Below are 21,015 nucleotides of genomic sequence, written 5' to 3' on the forward strand. Positions count from 1 at the left end.
TCTCAGCGCTGGTGACGGATGCGTGGGTTGGCGAAGCCGTAGAGGATATCCACCACGAAGTTCACCAGGATCACCAGACAGGCGATCAGCAGGATGCCGTTTTGCACCACCGGGTAGTCCCGTGCGCCAATGGCTTCGATCAGCCATTTGCCGATGCCGGGCCACGAGAAGATGGTTTCGGTCAGCACAGCACCCGCCAGCAGGGTGCCGACTTGCAGGCCGACCACGGTGAGTACCGGGATCAGCGCGTTACGCAGGCCGTGGACAAATACCACGCGTGCCGGCGACAGGCCCTTGGCCTTGGCGGTGCGGATGTAGTCTTCACGCAGCACTTCGAGCATCGACGAACGGGTCATGCGCGCAATCACCGCCAGCGGGATAGTGCCGAGCACGATGGCCGGCAGGATCAGGTGGTGCAGGGCGTCCCAGAACGCATCCGGCTCGTCGGCCAGCAGGGTGTCGATCAGCATGAAGCCGGTGCGCGGCTCGATGTCGTAGAGCAGGTCGATCCGCCCGGAAACCGGGGTCCAGCCCAGGCTCACCGAGAAGAACATGATCAGGATCAGGCCCCACCAGAAGATCGGCATCGAATAACCCGCCAGGGAGATGCCCATCACCCCGTGGTCGAACAGCGATCCTCGCTTGAGTGCCGCGATCACCCCGGCCAACAGGCCCAGGATACCGGCGAACAACAGGGCGGCCATGGACAGTTCCAGGGTCGCCGGGAAGAGGGCGGTGAATTCGGTCCACACGCTGGTGCGCGTGCGCAGCGATTCGCCAAGGTCGCCTTGGGCGAGTTTGCCAACATAGTCCAGGTATTGCGCATACAACGGCTTGTTAAGGCCAAGGCGTTCCATTGCCTGTGCGTGCATCTCGGGGTCGACGCGCCGCTCGCCCATCATGACTTCGACGGGGTCGCCAGGGATCATGCGAATCAACGCAAACGTGAGCAACGTGATGCCGAAAAACGTGGGGATCAATAACCCCAATCGGCGGGCAATAAAACTAAACATCTTGTTGTGTACCTCAATCAGCCGGTTAGGCAAGTTCGGCACCGTCCTGGTGGGCGGTGCCGAGCGTTTCTCTTATTTACTTCACCTGAGTGGTGGCGAAGTTATTTGTACCTAGAGGGCTTTGGGTGAAGCCCTCTACGTTCTTACGCATAGCGGTGAACAGTTTCGGGTAAGCCATGGGAAGCCATGGTTGGTCCTTGTCGAAAACGTCCTGTGCTTGTTCATAGAGTGCGGCGCGCTGGGTGGGTTCAGCGATGGCGCGCGCCTTGTCGATCAAGTCCTGAAACTCTTTGTTACACCAACGCGCGTAGTTTTCGCCGTTTTTGGCTGCATCGCAACTCAGGTTCGGCGTGAGGAAGTTGTCCGGGTCGCCGTTATCGCCTACCCAGCCTGCCGAAACCATGTCGTGCTCGCCGTTTTTAGCGCGCTTGAGCATCTCGCCCCATTCCATGACTTTGATATTGACCTTCAGGCCAATCTGCGCCAGATCCGCCTGCATGCGCTGGGCGCCGAGCATCGGGTTAGGGTTGGTCGGGCCGCCGCCGTTACGGGTGAACAGGGTGAACTCGGTGCCTTCCGGCACGCCGGCTTCCTTGAGCAGGGCGCGGGCCTTGTCCAGATCACGCGGCGGGTTTTTCAGCTTGTCGCTGAAACCCAGCAAGGTCGGCGGATAAGGGCCGGTACCCACCACCGCATTGCCTTTGCCGAACAGGGCTTCGGTATAACCGGCCTTGTCGAACGCGATGTTGATCGCGTGACGCACCCGCGCATCGCTCATGTATTTGTGGGTGGTGTTCAACGCGGTGTAACTGGTGGTCATCGCCGCCAGCTCATCGACTTTCAGGTTCGGGTCTTTCTTGATGCTTGGAATGTCATCCGGCTTGGGGAACAGCGCGATCTGGCATTCATTGGCCTTGAGTTTCTGCAGGCGCACGTTGTTATCGGTGCTGATCGCCAGGATCAGCGGGTCGACAGCCGGTTTGCCGCGGAAGTAGTCAGGGTTGGCCTTGAAGCGCGCCTGGGCGTCTTTCTGATATCGGATGAAGACAAACGGGCCAGTGCCGATGGGCTTGGCGTTGAGGTCTTCGGTCTTGCCGGATTTGAGCAACTGGTCGGCGTATTCCTTCGAATGGATTGAAGAGAATGCCATGCCCAGGTCGGCCAGGAACGGTGCTTCAGGACGGGTCAGGGTAAAGACGACGGTGTAATCGTCGATCTTCTCTACGCTCTTGAGCAGTTCCTTGAAACCCATGCTTTCGAAATACGGGTAGCCCACGAGGGACTTGTTGTGCCACGGGTGATTCGGGTCCAGCTGGCGCTGGAAGCTCCAAAGCACGTCGTCGGCATTCAGGTTGCGCGTGGGTTTGAAGTAGTCGGTGGTGTGGAACTTGATGTCGTCACGCAGGTGGAACGTGTAGGTCAGGCCATCGGCGCTGATCTCGGGCAGGTCTTTGGCCAGCGCGGGGATCACTTCGGTGGTGCCGGGCTTGAAGTCCACCAGGCGGTTGAACATGGTTTCTGCGGCGGCGTCAGCGGTGACGGCCGTGGTGTACAGGACCGGATCGAAACCCTCTGGGCTGGCTTCGGTGCAGACCACCAGCGGTTTGGCCGAAATGCCCACAGCCACGCTCAACAGGGCGGCAGCAATGGCGGCTTGTAGCGGTAGCATTTTCATTCAGAGCCCTCTGCAATCGATGGGACCAGACAAACGTAGACGGCGGGCTCGTCCTGAGCCCGCCGTCTACCTGGCGCTAGTTAAAGGATGTTGAACGGGATGGTGGTAACCAGACGGAATTCTTTGATGCTGCCGTCAGATTGGTTGGCGCTGGCACGGTGTTCCACGTAGGTGGCACGAATCGCGGTGGCCTTGAGCGGGCCGCTCTGGATGGCGTAGCTTGCGCCTACACCGTATTCCTGATGCTTCTCGCCATCCTGGGTCAAAATCTGCGCGCCGTAGCCGAGTGCGCCGTTGCCGCTGCGGTAGTGAGTACCGTCGATGCCCCAGCCGCGAGCGGAGTAGGCGTTGAACTTCAGGCCAGGCACGCCGTATTCGGCCATGTTGATGGCGTAGGCGATCTGGAACGATTTCTCGTTCGGGCCGTTGAAGTCGGACGTCAGGGAGTTGGCCAGGTAGATGCCGTTGGTTTCGTGCAGGTAGTCGAAGTACTCGTTACCGTCTACTGCCTGATAGGAGAAGGTCAGGCTGTGAGCCTGGTGAGCCAGGCCGAGCGACAGCGAGTAGGTATCGTTGTCGATCTCGCCCATCAGCGCTTTGCCTTCGTCCACGGTCTTGTAGTAGTTCAGGCCGGTGGTGAGGGACAGGGTCTGGCTGTCACCCAACTCGTGGGTTGCGCCGAAGTAGTACTGGTTCCAGAAGTCCTTGACGTTGGCACCGAAGACGCTGGTCTTCAGGCTCTTGAACGGCTGGTAGTTGGCACCCAGGGTGTAGACCTTGTCGGTGGTCGCGCCATTTGCGCCGCCTGCGCTGTACTCGGAACGGAATTTCGACAGGCTCTGTTCGGTACGTGGCGAAACGCGGTCAAACGCGCCGCCCTGGAACGACAGGTTGCTGAACTCTTCGCTGTTGAAACTCACGCCCTGGAAGCTCGACGGCAGCGCACGGTTGCCGATGGTGTCGACGATTGGCGTGCTGAAGTTCTGACGACCGGCGGTCAGCGTGGTGTTCGAAACGCGGAACTGCACGTTGGCCAGGCCCAGTTTGCTCCACTGGTCTACAGCGTTGCCGTCGGAATCAGCCAGGGTACGGTTGGAACCGCCCTTGATGTCGCGCTTACTGCGGTCCAGAACCAGAGCGTTGTACACCGCCACTTCGGTCTTGACGCCTACGGTGCCCTGGGTGAAACCCGAGCTGGCGTTGATGATGGTGCCCTGTACCCAGTTGGTACGGTTACGGTCGGTCTTGGCTACGCCGTGCTCGGTGTAGTCGAAGGAACCGCCACGATAGAGGCTTTCGTGGGAGTACCAGTTACGCGTGGTGCCGCCGAGGCTGAAATCTTCGATGAAGCCTTTGGCTTCGCCTTGTGCGCTGGTGCCGGCCAGGGTGGTAGGAACGAATTCCTGGCTGGCGGGTTCAGCGTAGGCGGTGGCCGTGATGCTGCTGATGGCCAAGGCCAGAAGCGCTTTGCTGCTCAGTTTCATGGGTGAAGCTCCTTTGGTTCTCTTTTTTAATGCCGGTCTTTTTTGGTGATCCGGCTATTTGGGTGTGTAACTCGTTCAAGCTTTTGCAAACGTTTGCCGTGGGAAATTTCCCAACAAAAGGCAGCACGTTTGCCGGAGAGCGGCTTCCCGCCCTCCTGCATCCGGTTATTTTCTTATGGGGTGATACTGACGCCCGAGAACACGTTGCGGCCGAAGGGGCTCACTTTGAAACCTTCGACTTTGGCGCTTAACGGCTGGTTGACCGTTGAGTGGGCGACGGGCGTGATCGGCACCTGCTGCTTGAGCAGTTGCTGCGCCTGTTTGTACAGAACAGTCCGTTGTTCGCGGTCGGTGACGACCTTGGCTTGCTTGATCAGCTTGTCGTAGGCCGGGTCGCACCACATGGAGTAGTTGTTCCCGCCGATGGCGTCGCAGCTGTAGAGGGTGCCCAGCCAGTTGTCCGGGTCACCGTTGTCGCCGGTCCAGCCGATCAGGCTGATATCGTGCTCACCGTTCTTGGTGCGCTTGATGTATTCGCCCCACTCGTAGCTGACGATCTTGACCTTGAGGCCGATCTTGGCCCAGTCGCTTTGCAGCATCTCGGCCATCAGCTTGGCGTTGGGGTTGTATGGGCGTTGCACCGGCATCGCCCACAGGGTGATTTCGGTACCTTCCTTCACGCCGGCGGCCTTGAGCAGTTCCTTGGCTTTTTCCGGGTTGTAGGCGGCGTCCTTGATGCTGTCGTCGTAGGACCATTGGGTCGGCGGCATGGCGTTGACCGCCAATTGGCCTGCGCCCTGGTACACGGCATTCAGAATGCTCTGCTTGTTCACCGCCATGTCCAGCGCCTGACGCACTTCGAGCTGGTCGAACGGCTTGTGGCGCACGTTGTAGGCGATATAGCCGAGGTTGAACCCAGGCTTGGTCAGCAATTGCAGGTTCGGGTCAGCCTTGAGGGCGTCCACATCCGCCGGGCGCGGGTGCAGGGTGACCTGGCATTCGCCGGCCTTGAGCTTCTGCACGCGCACCGAGGCGTCGGTGTTGATGGCGAAGATCAGTTGGTCCAACTGGACCTTGCTCGGGTCCCAATACTGTTTGTTGGCCACATAGCGTATCTGCGAGTCTTTCTGATAGCGCTGGAACACGAACGGCCCAGTGCCGATCGGCTTCTGGTTGATGTCGCTGGGCTTGCCTTCCTTGAGCAGTTGCTCGGCATATTCGGCCGACAGGATCGCGGCGAAGCTCATAGCGATGTTCTGCACGAATGCGGCGTCGACCGAGTTCAGGGTCATCACCACGGTGTGCGGGCCGGTTTTTTCGACCTTGGCAATGTTCTTGTTCAGGCTCATCCCGTTGAAGTACGGAAACTCGGTGGGGTAGGCCTTGCGAAACGGGTGGTCGGCATCAAGCATGCGGTTGAAGGTGAACAGCACGTCGTCGGCGTTGAAGTCGCGCGTCGGCTTGAATTCCTTGTTGCTGTGGAATTTCACCCCTTCACGCAGGTGAAAGGTGTAGGTGAGGCCGTCTTCGGAAATATCCCACTTGGTTGCCAGCGCAGGCACCACGTTGGTCGCGCCTTTTTCAAACTCGACCAGGCGGTTGTACAGCGGCTCGGCCGCGTCGTTATCCGTCGCGGTCGTGTATTGCGCGGTATCAAAGCCAGCCGGGCTGCCTTCAGAGCAGAACACCAGGCTCTTTTTATCGGCGGCCTGGCCCATCGTGGCCACAGCCAACAGGCTGGTGCCAAAAATTGCGGATAGAACGGTGGTATGGCGCATGACGATCCCGATCCTTGTTTGTAGTTGTCATCAGTGAGCAATCGCCCCGGTTTTCGGCCAGGGAGACATCACTGATCCCACACGCAGCAAGTGCCTTTCCCAAGTTGGAGCTTCTGCTGTCCTACGACGGTATGAGCCGTAGACTTCGCAGTAAATGCGCCAAAACGGACTGACTATGTAGGCAACAGAGCAACATGACGCGGTACGTTGCTGTAGGACACAACCACTGCGAATGCGATCTGTTGCCTGCGGTCCAGGCGGATGCAATAACGGCGACGTTATGAAACGTCGCCGCCAGTGATCCTTACTTGCCGCTTACGCTAACGCCGTAGAAGGAGTTCAAGCCAAACGGGCTGATCTTGAAGTCCTGCACGGTGTTGCGCATGGGTTGATACACCGTCGAGTGCGCGATAGGTGTCATCGGGACTGCATCTTTGAGGATATGTTGCGCCTGCTTGTACAGCTCGGTGCGTTTGGCGACATCCGATGTGGCCTTGGCTTCTTTCACGATGCCGTCGAATTTCTTGTCGCACCATTTGGAGAAGTTGTTACCGGCCAGCGAGTCGCAGCCGAACAGCACGTTCAGCCAGTTGTCCGGGTCACCATTGTCGCCGCTCCAGCCAATGATCATGGCCTGGTTCTCGCCGCCTTTGGAGCGCTTGATGTACTCGCCCCACTCGTAGCTGGTGATCTTGACCTTCAAGCCGATCTTGGACCAGTCGTTCTGCAGCATTTCAGCCATCAGCTTGGCGTTCGGGTTATACGGACGCTGAACCGGCATGGCCCACAGGACGATCTCGGTGCCTTCCTTGACGCCTGCTTCCTTGAGCAAAGCCTTGGCTTTCTCAGGGTCGTACTTGGCGTCCTTGATGGTGGTGTCATACGACCATTGGGTCGGCGGCATGGCGTTGACGGCCAACTGGCCAGCGCCCTGGTACACGGAGTCGATGATCTGCTGCTTGTTCACCGACATGTCCAGTGCCTGGCGCACTCGCAGGTCAGCCAGCGGGTTAGGCTGGTCGCTGCCCTTGACCTTGTCCATGACGTTGTAAGCGATATAGCCCAGGTTGAAACCGGCCTGGTTCGGCAGTTTCAGGTCCTTGTCTTCGCCCAGCGCCTTGAGGTCGGCCGGACGCGGGAACAGGGTGACCTGGCATTCGTTTTTCTTGAGCTTCTGGATACGCACCGACGGGTCGGTGGTGATGGCGAAGATCAGGTTATCGATCTTCACGTCTTCAGGTTTCCAGTAGTCCTTGTTGCCGGTGTAACGGATGTTCGAGTCTTTCTGGTAGCTCTTGAACACGAACGGGCCAGTACCGACCGGCTTCTGGTTGATGTCGGCAGCTTTGCCTTCCTTCAACAGTTGCGCGGCGTATTCGGCAGACTGGATGGAGGCGAAGCTCATCGCCAGGTTCTGGATGAAGGCCGCGTCCACGGTGCCAAGGGTGAACTTGACGGTGTGGTCATCGACTTTCTCGATGTTCTTGATATTGGTGTCCATCCCCATGTCCGTGAAATACGGGAATTCGGTGGGGTAGGCTTTGCGGAACGGATCGTCCTTGTTGATCATGCGGTTGAACGTGAACAGCACGTCATCGGCATTGAAGGTACGCGTCGGTTTGAAGTACGGGGTGGTGTGGAACTTCACGCCATCACGCAGATGGAACGTGTAGGTCAGGCCATCCGGGGACACGTCCCAGTTGGTGGCCAGCCCAGGAATCACAGCGGTGCCGCCGCGTTCGAACTGGGTCAGACGGTTGAACATGGTTTCGGCCGAGGCATCGAAGTCTGTTCCGGTGGTGTACTGGCCTGGGTCAAAACCGGCCGGGCTCCCTTCGGAGCAGAACACCAGGTTAGTCGCCGCTTGGGCGAAAGGGGCCGCGGCCATAAGGCCAGCGCTAACGATTAACGGAATGACTGCGTTTCTAAGCATGTTGGCCTCATGATTTGTTGTCATTTTTGGTGGTGAGGGCGACCTCGTGAGTCGGCCTGCGGATACTTATGCAGGCGCCGTACCCATTGCAAGATGTTGAACCGTTGCAATAGGCAAACAGTGGTACGAACGTACAGGAATGTCGCAATTATGAAAGTTTTTACATAATTGCGACTATTTCGAGGGTTTTTTCGGTGCAAGGTGTGCACCAGGAAGGCCCAGCCGAGGCGTCTAGCGCACTCGGTTGGGGCGTTGCTGTTACTTATCTAGACTCACGCCGTAGAAGGGCGTCAGCCCGAATGGGCTGATCTTGAAGTCGCGGACTTCCTTGCGCAGGGGCTGGAAAACCGTCGAGTTTGCGATAGGCGTTATAGGTACTTGTTCTTTAAGTATTTTTTGCGCCTGCTGATACCACTTGATGCGCTGTTCTCGGTCGCTGCTGACCTTGGCTTGCTGCACCAGGCTGTCGTAGGCCGGGTTACACCACTTGGCGTAGTTGCTGCCCTTGACTGCCGCACAACTGTAGAGCACGCCCAGCCAGTTATCGGGGTCGCCGTTGTCGCCGGTCCAGCCATAAATCATCGCGTCATGCTCGCCATTTTTGGCGCGCTTGATGTATTCGCCCCACTCATAGCTGACGATATTGGCCTTGATGCCGATTTTGGCCCAATCCTGCTGGATCATTTGTGCTGACATCCGCGCGTTCGGATTAGAGGCGCGCTGGACCGTCATGGCCCACAGATTGATGGTGGTACCGGGTGCAACCCCTGCTTCTTTTAGTAGCGCCCGGGCCTTGGTTGGGTCATACGGCGCGTCCTTGACTGTCGGGTCATAAGACCACTGCGCCGGTGGCAACGCGTTCTGCGCCAATTGCCCGGCGCTTTGGTATACGGCCTTGATGATGGCCGGCTTGTCGATGGCCATGTCCAGGGCCTGGCGCACTTTAAGCTGGTCCAGTGGCGGGTGCGTCACGTTGTAGGCCAGAAAGCCCAGGTTGAACCCGGCTTGCTGCAGCACCCGCAGGTTGGGGTCCTGTTTCATCACGTCGATGTCGGCGGGGCGTGGGTAGCCGCTGACCTGGCATTCACCGGCCTTGAGCTTTTGCAGGCGCGAGGCGGCATCCGGGGTGATGGCGAACACCAGGTTATCGAGCTTCACATCCTCGGGTTTCCAATAGTGTTTATTGGCCACATAGCGGATCTGCGAGTCTTTCTGGTAGCGCTTGAACACAAACGGCCCGGTGCCTACCGGCTTCTGGTTGATGTCCGAGGCGGTGCCTTGCTTGAGCAATTGCGCGGCGTATTCGGCGGACTGCACCGAGGCAAAGCTCATGGCCAGGTTTTGCACGAACGACGCATCGACGTTGTTCAGGTTGAAGCGCACCGTGTGCTCGTCGATTTTTTCGACGCCCTTGATGGTGGTGTTCAAGCCCATGTCGGTGAAGTACGGCGACTCGGAGGGGTAGGCCTTGCGGAACGGGCTCTCGGCGTCCAGCAAGCGATTGAAGGTGAAGAGCACGTCGTCCGCGTTGAAGTCGCGGGTAGGGGTGAAGTAGTCGGTGGTGTGAAATTTGACGCCGTCGCGCAGATGGAAGGTATACGTCAGCCCGTCATTGGACACCTCCCAACGCGTCGCCAGGCCAGGTTCGACTTCGGTGCCGCCACGCTTGAACTGGGTCAGGCGGTTGAACACGGTTTCAGCCGAGGCATCAAAATCGGTGCCGCTGGTGTACTGGCTGGGGTCGAAGCCGACCGGGCTGGCTTCGGAGCAGTAAACCAACGTGCTGGCGGCCTGGGCCATGGGCATAAAGGCCAGCAGGCCGGCGGCGAGGAGCAGTGGTTTTAAGGTGATTCTTTCCATGGAGACCCCTGAAGTGGCAGGCATATAAACGCTGCTTAAACGAAAACGGCGGTCACCGAGGTTACCGCCGTTGAGGAGGGGCAGATAGGGGGGACGTACTTATCAGACCTGCTTGGGAGTGATTTCTATACGTGTAGGTGCTGAGCGTCCAATGACATACGGCTCATTGTTAGGGTGGCCATTAATCGATATCGATCTTGAGGCTTTTACATTCACGTCTGTGAGCGTTTCAAGTTCGCCATTCTGTTCGTCTAATCTGGTAAGTATAAACTCGGATTTTGCTGTAACAGTGGTTGTAGTATCGGCAGGGTTATAGTCAATGACGTAGTGGGGGTCGCGACCGCTACCAAATACAGTGCCCTTGAATCGAGTGGTTTGAAATTCATCTGGGGCAGCGCCCAGTAACCATTGATTGGCCACTTCAGATATTCGTGCCCTTAACGCGGGATCGGGAATAGCGATCTCAAGTTTTTCAATGTTTTCTTGTATGACCTTATTGAGTTCGGCAGTTGACAACTTGGCGCCTTTTTTCAGCTCAAGCAGTTTTACCTCTTTGGGGATGTCAATTTCCAACGCGACACCTTCAGGTGTTTTTACGGTGAACCGGCTGCGATTGATGTCTTTTATGAATTGCTCGCTGTACTCGCTCGTACCGAACGTTGATTTTTCGGCTGTCGGGTGCGGCGTCGCATTGGCTGGGTTTTCCTCAACAGTCCAGGAAACTTGCGGTATGTGCTCACCTTGATCGTTTACAGCTATGCCGTAGGTATACGTGTGCTCCGCAGTATTGAGGTATTTATCCAGCGTTGTTGCGCCTTTCATTTTTGCCCCGTCTATTTCTAGAAACTGATCCGACAGCAGCGCGGGCTTGGATTCGACGCTTGGGGTTGGCGAATTTGAGCGCTGCCATGGCCATCCGCCGACTTCACCGCGTCGACTCCATATCCCGGCGTTATCAGGGTTGGCAATAATCCCGCTACTGGCTAATTTCGAAGGGTCATTGGGGTCCCGTACGCGTAACAAGTAATTTATCCCGTCCCCGGCATCAGGCTTCTCAGCCACGAAATACGTCTTTGCGTTGAACTCTATTTCTCGCATTCCCGGAAAGGACGCAGGCTGTGGCGTTGATGTCACTTGCGGTGTCTGTTTGGGCGTAACCGGAAGTTCATCAGCATTGCTTGTCGACTTGGGAGGACGCGCCAACTCAAATTCGCTGGTCTGCGCGTTGTATCGCCAATTGTAATGTTCGGTGCCGGAGGCGTTGAAATTAATGGTCGGCTCACCCAGTCCTGCCTCTGCCGCGGCCGGTATAATTTCGTGCGCCAGCAGCAGGCCTGTTATCACCGCGCCGGCGGTTCCTCCCACACGATCTTCTGCGGTTTTACCGTGAATACTGTCATGGATGCCGAAGACAATATTGCCTGCATTGCCGACAACGGGGAGGTAACCGAACGTATTCCCCCAAACCTCTTTTGCCGCCTTCCAGCTCTGCTGTGAGGCGCCAAATACTTCAGTTTGGTCGGCCCACACGGAATTCTTGGCATTCACTTCCTGGAATTTTGAGGCAATGCCATTGTTCAAAGGACCGAACTTCAAATGATAGTCGCCGTCTCGTGAATGAGCGTAATTGAACAGTTCTGAAACCGGTACTGGCTTATCCTTCACGAGATTTTGATAACCAGGGTAGTGTGCGTTAATGCCTTCAATCAGGTTGTCAAGAACGCCGACCGCGCTTGGCCAATGGGCATCTTTCCAGGCTTGCCGGTCGCCGGCATTAAAACGGCTAACTAAGTTGTCACGATTGTGTTTGGCCCAGGCGGCAAAATCTTTATCCCCATGAATTTCGCTGACAGTGCCATTTTTCAGGTCAACCATCACCCCTTGATTGGGTCTGTGATCAGGGTTGCCGTCATAGGCGGTATACGGAATAAATGCATACTCTGCCAGTGGGTAGCCGTATAAATTCGGGATTATAACTTGTCCATTCTTATCCAGTGTCCGCTCGACGGCTGCCTGGCCCTCAGGGCTTAAACGCTCGAAGGCATGTTTATCGCTACGCAGGCTGTGCAAGGTTCCCCGTAAAATATAGGTGTCTGCCTTTCCTGATCGTTGCGCCAGTTCTCCCGAGGCGTCTCGCATTGGTTTGGCGACGATATTTTCCCAACTGTTTTGGAGTTTCTTGCCAATCGACTCTAAATCGCTGACCGTATTTCTATCTTCACGTTCGATATTCATGAAATTAAAGTTGATCGGGCCACCTCGCGATACTTTATCGTGCTCCAGCGCACCTGCTGCGATTTCCCATGCGAAGTAGGGGCGTTGCTCTGAGTGGGTCATATGCTCGGGAGTACCCTTTCCCACATAAGACTCGAATGTCACGATGATTTTTTTATGCGGGTCGTACCCCGCTGACAATAGCCCACCACTGAAGTAACCTGCGGGTTCCATATATTGGCGAGCGTCTTGGAATTTAGCATTCCTTTCGCCTTCGTTACCGGATTCCACATACTTGATCTTCCACTTTACGCGGTAGGCATATTCACCAGCACGCTTTTCCCGTTCTTGCAGGGAGGCGTCCGCCTTGGGCGGGGTTTCGCTCCAACCATAAATGACTCCGTTGTAATTACCAGGTTTAAGATCTACGGCGGGTGGGTGTCCTTTAAGCCCGCCAATATAAAACTGACGACCCTGCGGCCTGTTGCTGTTCGGGCTTTCCCAAGGGGCGATTGCACGAGAGGCACGATGCGACTCGGATGCTTGTTCTGAATAATCCGCTGGGTTGGCTATCGGTGATGAATCAGGGGGGGCTGGAGTGTGCAGTGGGGAAGGTGCCAATGGTTGCATTGTAGGCTCGATTAGTTGGTTTATTCGTAGTTAATCGTCGAGCGGCCGTGCACTGCCATGCGGCAATGAGTGTTCGCGGCTCGGCATTGGTCGGTGCCGCGCAGACTGTCTTGAAGTGCTATATGCCTTATTAAAGTTGCGCTGGAATCGACAGTAACTAAGTGGCTATGGGGTGCGGGACGTTCCGTTTTTATAATCGAACTTCGCGTGTGATCTTGGGATTTAAGTTAATCCCTACAGTGCTGGGGAGGGGGCGGAAGCACGCAGCCTGTTGTAGTGTGGCTTTAATGAAGCGCTGCGAATATGGCGTTCGAGATGGGGTGTAAGTTTTGTTTTTATATTGGCAAGGGGCTGTTTGGCCAACTGAACACTGCCCAAAAAAAGCGCAGCCGTTCAGGCTGCGCCGTTTTTAATGTCGTAAGCGGTTTATTGCAACACTTCGATCACACCATCAGCACTCATGCTGACCTGGCTGGTGCCGGCTTCGACTTCCGGCGTCGGTGCCGAATCCGCCATGGCCGCTTTCATCATCATGGCGCCACGGGCATACGGTTGTGGATAGCCATTAGTGTTGAAGTTCAGGTTGACGATCTTATAGCCCTTGCCGCCCAGCGCATCGGTGGCCAATTGGGCGCGTGCCTTGAACGCGGCGACTGCGTCCTTGAGCAACGCATCTTCACTGGACTTGCGCGTGGCGTCGGCGATGGCGAAGTCCATGCTGTCCATTTTCAGTGTGTTCAGCAATTCGCCGGTGAGCTTGGACAGGGCCGGGAAGTCCGCACTTTCCAGGCGCAACTCGGCGCGCTCGCGCCAGCCGGTGATCTTCTGGTTTTTGTTGTCGTAGATCGGGTAGCTGTTACGGCTGCCCTGGCGCAGGGTCACGGCCTTGACCTCACGGGCCTCGCCCAGGGCCTTGTTCAGGGTCGTGGTGATTTCGGCTGCCAGCTTGGCTGGGTCGGCATTCTGCGACTCGGTGTAGAGGGTGACGATCATCTTGTCGCGGGCGACCTCCTGGCTGACCTCGGCACGCAGGGAAATCTGGTTGTAATGCAGCTCATCGGCGGCCATTGCCGGAAGGCTGGCCAGGGCGCTGGCGCTGAGGGTGATAACGGCTGCACTGCGAGTGAAACGAGACATGGAAGCTCCTTGGGATGTTCGTGTTCGGTATGACTGTAGACGGTGGCATCGGGTTCTTGGGGTTTACACATTCGCTACATGTAGTGGTGTTGCCGACGAACGGTCATCAAACGGGCCTGCGGCAAAGAGCCACACGCGCCGTGTCGGTGGGCCTGCTTCGTTTATACTCCTGCCGATCCGCCTGCAGCGCTCACCGGGAGAGCTCATGCTCGCCGCCGTAAAATTGACTTCCGCCACCCGCCAGAACCTCTGGCGCCTGACGTTTATCCGTACCCTGGTACTGGCCGCACAGGCCGGCTCCGTCGGGCTCGCCTATTGGTTCGACTTGCTGCCACTGCCCTGGCTGCAGCTGGGTGTGACCCTTGCGTTCTCCACCGTGCTCTGCGCGTTCACCGCTATCCGCCTGCGCACCACATGGCCGGTGACCGAGCTGGAATATGCGCTTCAGTTGGCGTGCGACCTGTTTATCCACAGTGTGTTGCTGTATTTCTCCGGTGGTTCCACCAACCCGTTTGTTTCTTACTACCTGGTACCACTGACCATTGCTGCCGTGACGTTGCCATGGCGCTACTCGGTCGTACTGTCGGGCATCGCCCTGACGTTTTATACCTTGCTGCTGGCGCAGTTCTATCCGTTGCAAACCTTCCCGATCGCGCGTGAAAACCTGCAGATCTACGGGATGTGGCTGAGTTTTGCGCTGTCCGCCGCCGTCATTACCTTTTTCGCCGCCCGCATGGCCGAAGAATTGCGCCGCCAGGAAGAACTACGCGCCATTCGCCGTGAAGAGGGCCTGCGTGACCAGCAGCTGTTGGCCGTGGCCACTCAGGCCGCTGGCGCCGCCCACGAACTGGGCACACCGCTGGCCACCATGAGCGTATTGCTCAAGGAAATGACCCAGGACCATCACGACCCTGCCCTGCAGGATGACCTCAGCGTGCTGCAGGAACAGGTCAAGCAGTGCAAGCAGACGTTGCAGCAACTGGTGCGCGCCGCCGAAGCCAATCGCCGCCTGGCGGTGGAGATGCAGGACGTTACCCAGTGGCTCGATGAAGCCCTGAACCGCTGGCACCTGATGCGCCCCGAGGCCAGTTACCGCTTCAACCTGCTGGGCCAGGGCAGTGTGCCGCGCATGGCGCCGCCGCCGGACCTGACCCAAGCGCTGCTTAACCTGCTGAACAACGCCGCGGATGCCTGCCCCGAAGGCCTCGGCGTGCAGCTGGACTGGGACGCGGAAGACGTCACCATCAGCATTCGCGATCACGGCGCGGGCGTGCCGCTGGCGATTGCCGAGCAGATCGGCAAACCGTTCTTTACCACCAAGGGCAAAGGCTTCGGCCTCGGCCTGTTTTTGAGCAAGGCCAGCGTGACCCGCGCGGGCGGCTCAGTGAAGCTCTATAGTCATGAGGAAGGCGGTACGCTCACCGAGCTGCGCCTGCCCCGTGTCGCACGAGGAGATATCGATGAGTGACGAGATCCAAGTCGAAGGCGAAGAACTGCCGCACCTGCTGCTGGTAGATGACGACGCCACCTTTACCCGCGTCATGGCGCGTGCCATGAGCCGTCGCGGCTTTCGCGTGAGCACCGCAGGTTCAGCCGAAGAAGGCCTGACCATCGCCCAGGCCGACCTGCCGGATTATGCCGCGCTCGACCTGAAAATGGACGGCGATTCCGGCCTGGTGCTCCTGCCCAAGCTGCTGGAACTCGACCCTGAGATGCGCGTGGTGATCCTCACCGGTTACTCCAGCATCGCCACCGCCGTCGAGGCCATCAAGCGCGGTGCCTGCAACTACCTGTGCAAACCTGCAGATGCCGATGACGTGCTGGCCGCCTTGCTCTCCGAGCACGCCGACCTCGACACCCTGGTGCCGGAAAACCCGATGTCGGTGGACCGCCTCCAATGGGAGCATATCCAGCGCGTGCTGACCGAGCACGAAGGCAATATCTCCGCCACGGCCCGCGCCCTGGGCATGCACCGCCGCACACTGCAGCGCAAGTTGCAGAAGCGCCCGGTACGACGCTAATCCCGCATCAAGCACTGAGCGGGTGCAACACGTAAGCTGCGTGCTTTTAGAAACGTGCTGTACCTGCTTTATCAGTGAATCGCTACTGCCAATTATTTACGGGGCTCTTAGAGTTTCTCGAAAAACTCACTGGGGTCCACGCCTTGTGCTGAGCGAAGGAAGTCCTGTTCGCTGAACTCACTAACTTCATATTCTGGAACAGTGGGGTCTGTACCAAAAGGCTGGCGTGAGCTAGCAGTGCCCCCGCTATTGAGTAGGCTCTCCAGGGATTTTTCCATTGATTCTTTCGTTGAGAACTTTGCCATTCCGTAATTAGGGTCATAAACGAAGAAGTCTTTTATACCGTTTTTCACAGTGGTGCCCGCTATGATGCCATGACTATTGTCCCTGATTCGAAGTATCGTTGTCTGTGTAGCCTTATCCAGCTCAGCGGCGATATACGTGTAAGGAACTTGTTTGCCCGGCTGCGCGCTGTGAAAGTGATATTCACTGACTTTTTGCAGATCCTTCATGTTTTTTCTGAAGCGGAGGATACTTGGCTCTTTTGAAGTGACAGTAGCCTTAAACAAGTTCTCGATCAGCACGTCTTCTTTCCCATGGAGAATCGCCAGTGCCATCGTATTGGCGAGCGCAGCGCATTCCCCGCCATTTAATGCACTGATCTCATGCAGGTAAAAACTTTGTGGCATTCCAACGGCCACTCCACCGGCAGCCTCCATGTCGGCTTTGAAAACCAAAAACCTTTCAAGGCTGAACGTGACCTCTCGCTTTTTCAGCAGCGCCACCAAGGTACCTATTTCCTCGGCCGTTCTTTGGGGCTCCATAATTAATGCTTTGATTTGGTCAGTCGCCATGTCGGCTCGGTAGTCTTTTATTTTGCGCGGGTCCCCCTGGGTCAGGCCTTTTTCATAAGCGTCGCGAAAAGGTCCCTTTTTTAGCGTGCCTTTTATCTTTTTTGCAAACAAATGATTATCGATAATTTGTCTGAATTTGCCATTTCCCAGCTCTCTCACCTGGGGCGCGTTGGCTGAAATACTCTCTCCCGGCTTGATCAGTTCAATGTTGTTATTTGCATTTAAACGTACCCTGTAGAGTACGGTGCCGTTGGTTCCATCCTCTGCTATTGGGATGTAGGGTTCGCCTTTTATCTTGTAGACTCCCCATTCGTCGGCTACGAACTCTCCGGTTGTTTTGTATTGACTGGCGTAGGGTTCGAACGTCGTTTTAATGGTGTTTTTTAGTCTGAATTTGTCTGTGAGTTCGCTCAGTCTGCTATTGGTTGGGGTTTGGGTTTGGGTTTGGGTTTGGGTTTGTGTCGGGGAAGGCTCTTCCCTCGGGGGCGCTGACTCCTCTACATGGGGGGCTGACCGAGGGCTTTGGTGTGGTGAGAACGCTACTTCGGGTTTTAATTTCGTTAGAATGCGGGGCACCACCACCGTGGCGGCGTTGAACAACCCGAATACTATTCGATCAGTTCCTTGCTCTTTGCCGTGAAGTACGTCGTCAATCCCAATGCCGGCAGTGGCGAGTCCATCTGCCAGGTAATAAAGATCCAACGCCACTGCCACTTCAGGGACCACCAACGCTAGCGGGGTGAGAAACATCGCGGCTTTGGCGGTCTTTTCCAAGCCTGCAATGATATGTCCTTTGGTGACGTCGCTGCCTGTGGTTATTTTGACTGCCGCATCCGCGTGTGACCGAGCTTTCTGTCGTTTCGATACTTCGTCGAACGGTAGGTTGTAAGGTTCTGTCTCGATGAACGCCTGAGGGTCCCACTTGCCGCTGAATGCCTTGTCGTTATAGAAGCCAGCGGGTTCATGGTAAGCGGGCCAGTCCCCGAGGCCGGCAAGGGTTTCATCTATTCCGGCGCGTGCCCAGCCATTAGGTTTGTCCTCGAGTTTGAAGTGAGAGGCCAGTGCATTTTGCTTGAGCGGTTCAGCCATTTGTTTCGCAAGCCACGCCTTCATTTCGGCGGGACTATTGAAGCTATGAATGGGTGAAGAGTTTCCCGGTATATAAAGCAGCGTGAGCGGGCGAGCCTTATTGCCGTCAGCGTCGGTTTTTGCACTTTTATCGGTGATATAGATAATGTCGGTGGATGGAAACTCACCGATTTTCAGCAAACCGACTTCGATGTTCGGGTCCTTGGGCGGATTCTTTAGAAGTTCTTCAAATTTTATGTCAGGCCATGAATTCTGATTGTCCGCCATTCCTGCTGCGCGCATCACTAACGCTCGGCCCGCTGCGCTCAGGCTGCCCTCTTGATGCTGCGCCATCGCCGATTTGATAAAGGCGGCTTTGGCTAGCGGTGCGTATTTTTCTTGATGGCTGCTCCAGAATTGATCCAGAAACGAGGCATACGGCTTTTGAAATTCAGCGTTCCATATCAATGCTTTGAAGTCTGCTGGCGAGAGCGAGCTTTGGGTTGAACTGTTGTACGCGAGGGTGGGTGAGCCGGCGGGTTCGTTGTAGATGCCTTGATAGCTGTGGGTGATATCCGCGTCTTTACTGTGTGGATCAAAGCGGCTTGAGAGGTCATAAAAGTGCGGACTGCGACGGTCAAGACTGTCCTGAAGTTTTACGTTCGGGCCACCTGTAAAGAAGGAAACGCTGTAGCCCTCTCCTTGTGGGGTATCTTGCGCATTTTTGATCAGCGCCTGGGTCAGTGTGATTCTTTCGGTGATTTTTGCCGGGTAGGGTTCTTTACCTTGGCTGTTGTAATCGTAAGTGACGAGATAAGTATTATCAGGGTCGATGTCCCACATCTGCTTCTTGCTCGGGTCTGTTTCCCGGGCTTTCATCTGTGCAAATTTCTCTTTGAGGAAGATGGACGCTTCCTGCTCCACACTTTTGAACGAAGTGGAGATCGCTTTCGCCGCAGGGTCGATGTTGATGTTGAGGCCAAGATTGACAGGCAGCGAGGTTTTTTGGTCGTTTGCCACACTTTTGCCGGGGTCGGGATCGACAACTGTTTCAACGTAAGAGTCATTTCGCGAGGGGGACTCTGGCTTTATATCAACGACCAATTGCTGCTCAATCGGCGCCGTGGAGTCGATTGAGCGTTTACGGTGAGCCTGTGTACTCGGCGAATCGGGTTGGTCATGAATGCTCTCAGGCTGGCGGGTAGGGAGTGTGGGGCTGATTTGCATAGTGGGCATCTCGTCATTGAAAGTGTGCGGTCTGTGTTAGCGCATTAGGTGGCCCTGGGCGTGGGAAGCGTTCCCGTCGTTATGTAAGTTCGTTCTAGTTGGCATCAGGGAAATGTGCGCAGAGTTGTTACCCAAGCTTTGCAGTGGAGGCGCAAACCATCTGATATGCCGCTGAACGCAGGCTGAACAACCCGCTTTGGGCCGCACGGAGCCCTGAACCGATCCACTATGATCGGTTCAAACGCCTGTCACTTTTTCTTACCGAGCCTGAACGATGAATCAGAACGCTGAGTACTCTGCGGTCAATGACGCGGTGCGTGGGCACTTCTTTCGCCGAACCTGGGCGATGATCACGCCTTATTGGCGCAGTGAAGAGAAGGGCAAGGCCTGGCTGCTGCTGGCTGCGGTGATTGGTTTGTCGTTGTTCAGCGTGGCGATTTCGGTGTGGATCAACCACTGGTACAAAGACTTCTACAACGCCCTGGAGAAGAAGGACACGGCGGCGTTCTGGCAGTTGATCGGCTATTTCGGCGGGATCGCGGCCGTGGCCATCCTCGGTGCGGTGTATCGCCTGTACCTGACCCAGATGCTGACCATTCGCTGGCGCGCCTGGCTCACCGAAAAGCACTTCGCGCGCTGGCTCGCGCACAAGAATTACTACCAGCTGGAGCAGGGCGGCTACACCGATAACCCGGACCAGCGGATTTCCGAAGACCTCAACAACTTCACCTCCAGCACGTTGAGCCTGGGCCTGGGCTTGCTGCGCAACGTGGTCAGCTTGGTGTCGTTCTCGATCATCCTGTGGGGCGTGTCGGGCAGCATCGAGGTGTTCGGTATCACCATTCCCGGCTACATGTTCTGGTGCGCATTGTTGTACGCCGCAGTAGGCAGTTGGGTGACGCACTTGATCGGCCGTCGCTTGATCGGCTTGAGCAACCAACAACAACGCTTCGAAGCGGACCTGCGTTTTTCCATGGTGCGTGTGCGCGAGAACGCCGAGAGCATCGCCTTGTACAACGGCGAACCGAACGAGAACCAGCGCTTGAGCGCACGCTTCGCCAAGGTCTGGCACAACTTCTGGGACATCATGAAAGTGTCCAAGCGCCTGACCTTCTTCACTGCCGGCTACAGCCAGATTGCGATCATCTTCCCGTTTATCGTCGCCGCGCCGCGCTACTTCACCGGCAAGATCGAGCTGGGCGAGCTGATGCAAATCAACTCGGCGTTCGGCAACGTGCAGGAGAATTTCAGCTGGTTTATCGACGCGTATTCGGAGTTGGCGGCGTGGCGCGCTACCAGCGACCGTCTGCTGAGCTTTCACCAGGCGATGACTGACAACGAGCAGCGCCCACCGGCGATTGATGTGCGCGCCCAAGGCGAACGCCTGGTCGTGCAGAACCTGGGCATGGACCTCGCGGACGGCCGCCACTTGCTCACCGATGCCGACATGACCGTAGAGCCGGGCCAGCGTCTGATGCTCAGCGGCCGCTCCGGCAGCGGTAAAAGTACCCTGCTGCGTGCCATGGGCCACCTGTGGCCAGCGGGCCATGGCAGCATTCGCTTGCCGGCGGCGCGCTACCTGTTCCTGCCGCAGAAGCCTTACCTGCCGATTGGTACGTTGAAGGCCGTGCTGAGTTATCCACAGGACGACAGCGTTTACTCGGCGCAACGTTATGCACAGGTCCTGGAAACCTGCCGCCTGCCACATTTGATCGCGCGTCTGGACGAGGCCAACCACTGGCAGCGCATGCTCTCGCCGGGTGAGCAGCAGCGCCTGGCCTTTGCTCGCGCGTTGCTGTTCGCGCCGCAATGGCTGTACATGGACGAAGCCACCTCGGCCATGGATGAAGAGGACGAGGCGACGCTGTACCAGGCGTTGATCGATGAGTTGCCGGGGCTGAGCATTGTCAGCGTGGGGCACCGCAGCAGCCTCAAGCGCTTCCATGGGCGGCATGTGCGCATCGAGGGCGGGCGGTTGCAGGAACAACCCGTGGCTTGAAGCGTCGCTCGGTTAATGTGGGAGGGGGCTTGCCCCCGATAGCGGTGTGTCAGCTGCAGGTGTTGTGACTGACACACTGCCATCGGGAGCAAGCCCCCTCCCACATTTGACCTCATTGTTCC

Annotated in this window: 12 protein-coding genes; 3 read left to right on the forward strand and 9 right to left on the reverse strand. The window is 56.9% G+C overall.

What is annotated here, in order from left to right; all coding sequences use genetic code 11:
- Positions 1-2: 2 nt before the first annotated feature.
- The 8 genes from GIW02_RS03400 to GIW02_RS03435 form a co-directional block, all read right to left on the reverse strand.
- The gene (locus GIW02_RS03400) at positions 3-1,013 is read right to left on the reverse strand and encodes an ABC transporter permease subunit (RefSeq protein ID WP_003171721.1); all 1,011 of its coding nucleotides are present in this window, start codon (positions 1,011-1,013) and stop codon (positions 3-5) included.
- A 76-nt stretch (positions 1,014-1,089) separates the two neighbouring features.
- Positions 1,090-2,688: an ABC transporter substrate-binding protein gene (locus GIW02_RS03405; RefSeq protein ID WP_236419078.1), complete on the reverse strand. Its 1,599-nt coding sequence runs from the start codon at positions 2,686-2,688 to the stop codon at positions 1,090-1,092.
- Positions 2,689-2,768: 80 nt separating this feature from the next.
- Positions 2,769-4,172, reverse strand: coding sequence for an OprD family porin (locus GIW02_RS03410; RefSeq protein WP_236421774.1), 1,404 nt, complete (start codon positions 4,170-4,172; stop codon positions 2,769-2,771).
- Positions 4,173-4,345: 173 nt separating this feature from the next.
- The gene (locus GIW02_RS03415; RefSeq protein WP_236416738.1) at positions 4,346-5,950 is read right to left on the reverse strand and encodes an ABC transporter substrate-binding protein; all 1,605 of its coding nucleotides are present in this window, start codon (positions 5,948-5,950) and stop codon (positions 4,346-4,348) included.
- 304 nt (positions 5,951-6,254) lie between these two features.
- A complete protein-coding gene (locus GIW02_RS03420; protein ID WP_236416741.1) occupies positions 6,255-7,883 on the reverse strand; it encodes an ABC transporter substrate-binding protein in 1,629 nt (542 codons plus the stop codon).
- 258 nt (positions 7,884-8,141) lie between these two features.
- Positions 8,142-9,743: an ABC transporter substrate-binding protein gene (locus GIW02_RS03425; RefSeq protein WP_236416755.1), complete on the reverse strand. Its 1,602-nt coding sequence runs from the start codon at positions 9,741-9,743 to the stop codon at positions 8,142-8,144.
- Between the two features lie 102 nt (positions 9,744-9,845).
- On the reverse strand, positions 9,846-12,587 hold the full coding sequence (locus GIW02_RS03430; protein ID WP_236416757.1) for a hypothetical protein: 2,742 nt from the start codon (positions 12,585-12,587) through the stop codon (positions 9,846-9,848).
- 426 nt (positions 12,588-13,013) lie between these two features.
- Entirely contained in the window at positions 13,014-13,724 is a 711-nt protein-coding gene (locus GIW02_RS03435) for an SIMPL domain-containing protein (protein WP_236416769.1), read from the reverse strand.
- A gap of 205 nt (positions 13,725-13,929) precedes the next feature.
- Between GIW02_RS03435 and GIW02_RS03440 the strand changes: the two genes are divergently transcribed.
- Entirely contained in the window at positions 13,930-15,192 is a 1,263-nt protein-coding gene (locus tag GIW02_RS03440; protein ID WP_236416771.1) for an ATP-binding protein, read from the forward strand.
- A complete protein-coding gene (locus GIW02_RS03445) occupies positions 15,185-15,745 on the forward strand; it encodes a response regulator transcription factor (RefSeq protein WP_003171731.1) in 561 nt (186 codons plus the stop codon). Before GIW02_RS03440 ends, GIW02_RS03445 begins: the two co-directional genes overlap by 8 nt.
- 107 nt (positions 15,746-15,852) lie before the next feature.
- Here GIW02_RS03445 and GIW02_RS03450 read toward each other — a convergent pair whose 3' ends face one another.
- The gene (locus GIW02_RS03450) at positions 15,853-18,894 is read right to left on the reverse strand and encodes a dermonecrotic toxin domain-containing protein (protein ID WP_236416788.1); all 3,042 of its coding nucleotides are present in this window, start codon (positions 18,892-18,894) and stop codon (positions 15,853-15,855) included.
- Between the two features lie 274 nt (positions 18,895-19,168).
- Here GIW02_RS03450 and GIW02_RS03455 point away from each other — a divergent pair, with 274 nt between their 5' ends.
- Entirely contained in the window at positions 19,169-20,893 is a 1,725-nt protein-coding gene (locus tag GIW02_RS03455) for an ABC transporter ATP-binding protein/permease (protein WP_236421775.1), read from the forward strand.
- Positions 20,894-21,015: the final 122 nt, after the last annotated feature.

It is taken from the genome of Pseudomonas syringae (assembly GCF_021606685.1).
In the GTDB taxonomy this organism is placed as follows: domain Bacteria; phylum Pseudomonadota; class Gammaproteobacteria; order Pseudomonadales; family Pseudomonadaceae; genus Aquipseudomonas; species Aquipseudomonas syringae_R.

Coding starts and splice junctions, on each gene's coding strand:
- GIW02_RS03400 (WP_003171721.1), bottom strand. CDS start 1,013: ATGTTTAGTTTTATTGCCCGCCGATTGGGGTTATTGATCCCCACGTTT.
- GIW02_RS03405 (WP_236419078.1), bottom strand. CDS start 2,688: ATGAAAATGCTACCGCTACAAGCCGCCATTGCTGCCGCCCTGTTGAGC.
- GIW02_RS03410 (WP_236421774.1), bottom strand. CDS start 4,172: ATGAAACTGAGCAGCAAAGCGCTTCTGGCCTTGGCCATCAGCAGCATC.
- GIW02_RS03415 (WP_236416738.1), bottom strand. CDS start 5,950: ATGCGCCATACCACCGTTCTATCCGCAATTTTTGGCACCAGCCTGTTG.
- GIW02_RS03420 (WP_236416741.1), bottom strand. CDS start 7,883: ATGCTTAGAAACGCAGTCATTCCGTTAATCGTTAGCGCTGGCCTTATG.
- GIW02_RS03425 (WP_236416755.1), bottom strand. CDS start 9,743: ATGGAAAGAATCACCTTAAAACCACTGCTCCTCGCCGCCGGCCTGCTG.
- GIW02_RS03430 (WP_236416757.1), bottom strand. CDS start 12,587: ATGCAACCATTGGCACCTTCCCCACTGCACACTCCAGCCCCCCCTGAT.
- GIW02_RS03435 (WP_236416769.1), bottom strand. CDS start 13,724: ATGTCTCGTTTCACTCGCAGTGCAGCCGTTATCACCCTCAGCGCCAGC.
- GIW02_RS03440 (WP_236416771.1), top strand. CDS start 13,930: ATGCTCGCCGCCGTAAAATTGACTTCCGCCACCCGCCAGAACCTCTGG.
- GIW02_RS03445 (WP_003171731.1), top strand. CDS start 15,185: ATGAGTGACGAGATCCAAGTCGAAGGCGAAGAACTGCCGCACCTGCTG.
- GIW02_RS03450 (WP_236416788.1), bottom strand. CDS start 18,894: ATGCAAATCAGCCCCACACTCCCTACCCGCCAGCCTGAGAGCATTCAT.
- GIW02_RS03455 (WP_236421775.1), top strand. CDS start 19,169: ATGAATCAGAACGCTGAGTACTCTGCGGTCAATGACGCGGTGCGTGGG.